Genomic DNA, 3,187 nt, shown 5'->3' with positions numbered 1-3,187 from the left:
TGTTACGGCCGCCATAGCGGTGGGGAAACGCCCGGTCCCATTCCGAACCCGGAAGCTAAGCCCGCCAGCGCCGATGGTACTGCCAGGGGGACCTGGTGGGAGAGTAGGACGCGGCCGAACTAAATTTCACGTAGACCCCCGATGGTTTTCCATCGGGGGTCTACTGCGTTTCCGGCACGGATAAGCACACGGCAGCACGACCGACCGGGCCCGCGACGCCGGCTCAGAGCCTGCCGGTGCTGGCTCAATCCGTGCGCTGCGACTGGATTCGCGCTTCGCATTGGCTCATTGCGAAGCAACTACCGGTTAGCTCCTGCGCGTAGCTCGGCCAGGGCGCGGCGGCAGCTTGATCCGAGCACGGACTGGCTCATTGCGAGGCGACTACCGGAGCGCCCCGATGTGCGGCTCGGCCAAGGTGCCCGCTCCGGCTCCTAGACAGGCGCCGGTGAGCCTGCTTGCGCGAGGCGACTGCTTTGCGGTCCCCAGCTGCCTGCCGTTGTGGCGGACCGCAGAGCACTCGAATCGTGGCACCATCGGTCGGCCCATCGGCTCTTGGCCGGCCCATCAATCTTTCTTCCTACAGCCGCCCAGCTGCCTTCAGCGCCAGGTAGGCATCCGCCAGTGCTGGCGCGATGAGTGCCGGGGGCTGGTCGACCACCGTCACCCGGTGCTTGGCCAGCAGGTCTGCCACGTGTCGGCGTTCGGCGCGGGCGCGTTCCGCTGAGGCCGCCTCGTACACTGCGGTGGCGTCGCCGCGGCCGTGGGCCATCTGCTCGATGCGGGGGTCGGCGACGGAGGCGACCACGACCTCGTGGCGGGCCGTGAGGCGGCCGATCACCGGGAGGAGGCCCTCCGCCATGGGGGCCGAGTCCAGGCTCGTCAGGAGGACCACCAGGGCGCGCTGGGAGGCGCGGTTCAGGATGGTGGTCACCAGGCCGCGGGCGTCGAGCTCGATCAGCTCCGGTTCCAGGACCGCCATGGCTTCGGTGACGCGGGCCAGGGTCTGGCTGGCGGCGGTGCGGGTGACGGCGGCGCGGACGTGGCGGTCGTAGGCCAGGAGGTCCACGCGGTCGCCGGCGCGCAGGGCCAGTGCCGTCAGGAGGAGTGAGGCGTCCAGGGCCGCGTCGAGGCGGACGCCGTCGGTGCCCAGTTCCTCGGTGCCGATGCGGCCTGCGGCGGTGCGGCCGGTGTCCAGGACGATCAGGATCGCGCGGTCGCGTTCCGGGCGCCAGGTGCGGACCACGACGTCGTAGTGGTCGCCGATGTGGCGGCGTGCGGTGGCGCGCCAGTCGATGGAGCGGACGTCGTCGCCGGCCGTGTAGTCGCGCAGCGAGTCGAACTCCGTGCCCTGCCCGCGCACCAGCAGCGAGGTACGGCCGTCGAGCTCGCGCAGGCGCGCCAGGCGCGAGGGCAGGTGCCGCCGGGACAGGAACGGCGGCAGTACCCGCACGCGCCAGGGGCTGCGCATCGTGCGCTGCCGCGCGGCCAGGCCGAGGGGACCGAAGGAACGCACACTGACGTGCTCGGCCTGCCGATCGCCGCGCCGGGTCGGCACCAGCACGGACTCGATCCGCCGACGCTCGCCGGCCGGAATCGTGACCGCGTGCCGGGGCTGCACGACGGTCGGATCGCCCAGCCGGTTCGTCGACCGCGCGACGCCCTGCAGCCCCGCCGACGGCGGCCACGCGTCGCGGATCAGGGCCCGCACCCGCCGCCCCGAAGGATTGGTGACGACCAGCTGCACACGTGCTGTGGTGCCGAGCCGCACGGTGGTGTCGCCGCTGCGCTCGAATTGGAGCGTGCGCACGGGACCGGCCAAGGCGACGTCGACGACCACCCCGACCGCCACGACAGCAGCCACCACCGCGATGCCCACCCACGACGGCAGCAGGAGGCCGACGAACACCGCACCGAGTGCGGCCAAAGCGCCGGCACGCCAGGTCAGAGCCATGACAGCGCCCCTAGCGGGATGATGAGAGTGGCCGCGCAGGCATGGACCGCCGAGCGCCGATGATCCGCCGCAGCTGTCTGAATTGTGTGCGCGTGCCACAGCTCTGCGACCTGCCCCACCGCAGCCCCCGCCGCCTCCGCAGCAGTCTCCGCGGCAACCCCCACCGCAACCACCATCGCCATCACCCGCCGCCTACCGCGGCACCGGAACCGCGCCGAGCACCGCGTCCAGCACCCCGTCGGCGGTCCCGCCCTCCATCTCCGCCTCGGCGCGCAGCCGCACCCGGTGCCGCAGCGTCGGCTTCGCCAGCGCCTGCACGTCGTCCGGCGTCACGTACCCGCGCCCCGCGAGCCAGGCCCACGAGCGTGCCGTGTTGAGCAGCGCCGTGGCGCCGCGCGGCGAGACGCCCAGCGACAGTGACGGCGACACCCGCGTCGCACGCGCCAGGTCGGCGATGTAGCCCAGCACGTCGCGGCTGACCGTCACCTTGCGTGCCGCGGCCCGGGCCGCCGCCAGGTCGGCGCGCCCCGCTACCGGCCTCACGCCGGCCGCTTCCAGGTCGCGCGGGTCGAAGCCGTTGGCGTGGCGGTCCAGGATGCCGATCTCCTCGTCGCGGCCGGGGAGCGGCAGCACCAGCTTCAGCAGGAAGCGGTCCAGCTGCGCCTCCGGCAGCGGGTACGTGCCCTCGAACTCGACCGGGTTCTGCGTCGCGGCGACGAGGAACACCTCCGGGAGCGGCCGCGGTCGGCCGTCAACCGTGACCTGCCGCTCCTCCATCGCCTCCAGCAGCGACGCCTGCGTCTTCGGGGGAGTGCGGTTGATCTCGTCGGCGAGCAGCAGGTTGGTGAAAACCGGGCCCTCGCGGAACGAGAACTCCGCGGTCCGGCTGTCGAACACCGCCGAGCCGGTCACGTCGCCGGGCATCAGGTCCGGGGTGAACTGCACGCGCTTGGAATCCAGCGCCAGCGCCGCCGCCAGCGAACGCACCAGCAGCGTCTTCGCGACGCCCGGCACGCCCTCCAGCAGCACGTGCCCGCCCGACAGCAGCGCGATGACCAGCCCGGTGACCGCCGAGTCCTGGCCTACCACGGCCTTGGCGACCTCGGTGCGCACCGCCAGCAGCGCCGTGCGGGCGTCCTCGGGGTTGACGGAACCCGACACGGATTCTGGTACCGGCGATCCAGAGGCCTGCGGCGAACCGTCGGACACCCCGGCCCCGCCAAAGCCACCGAACCC

General features: G+C 72.6%; 2 protein-coding genes and 1 rRNA gene. 1 reads left to right on the top strand and 2 read right to left on the bottom strand.

Going from position 1 to position 3,187, the window contains the following annotated elements; all coding sequences use genetic code 11:
* Positions 1-3 precede the first annotated feature (3 nt).
* Positions 4-120, top strand: a 5S ribosomal RNA gene (rrf, locus tag GWK61_RS53510).
* A gap of 457 nt (positions 121-577) precedes the next feature.
* Here the strand turns inward: rrf and GWK61_RS53505 are convergent.
* On the bottom strand, positions 578-1,951 hold the full coding sequence (locus tag GWK61_RS53505) for a DUF58 domain-containing protein (protein ID WP_194922099.1): 1,374 nt from the start codon (positions 1,949-1,951) through the stop codon (positions 578-580).
* Between the two features lie 192 nt (positions 1,952-2,143).
* Positions 2,144-3,112, bottom strand: a complete 969-nt coding sequence (locus GWK61_RS53500; RefSeq protein WP_194922097.1) for an AAA family ATPase — start codon at positions 3,110-3,112, stop codon at positions 2,144-2,146.
* Positions 3,113-3,187: the final 75 nt, after the last annotated feature.

Source organism: Catenulispora rubra (assembly GCF_015356825.1).
Taxonomy (GTDB): domain Bacteria; phylum Actinomycetota; class Actinomycetes; order Streptomycetales; family Catenulisporaceae; genus Catenulispora; species Catenulispora rubra.
The sequence above is the reverse complement of the archived record's forward strand: the minus strand, read 5'-3'. Positions and strand labels throughout refer to the sequence as shown.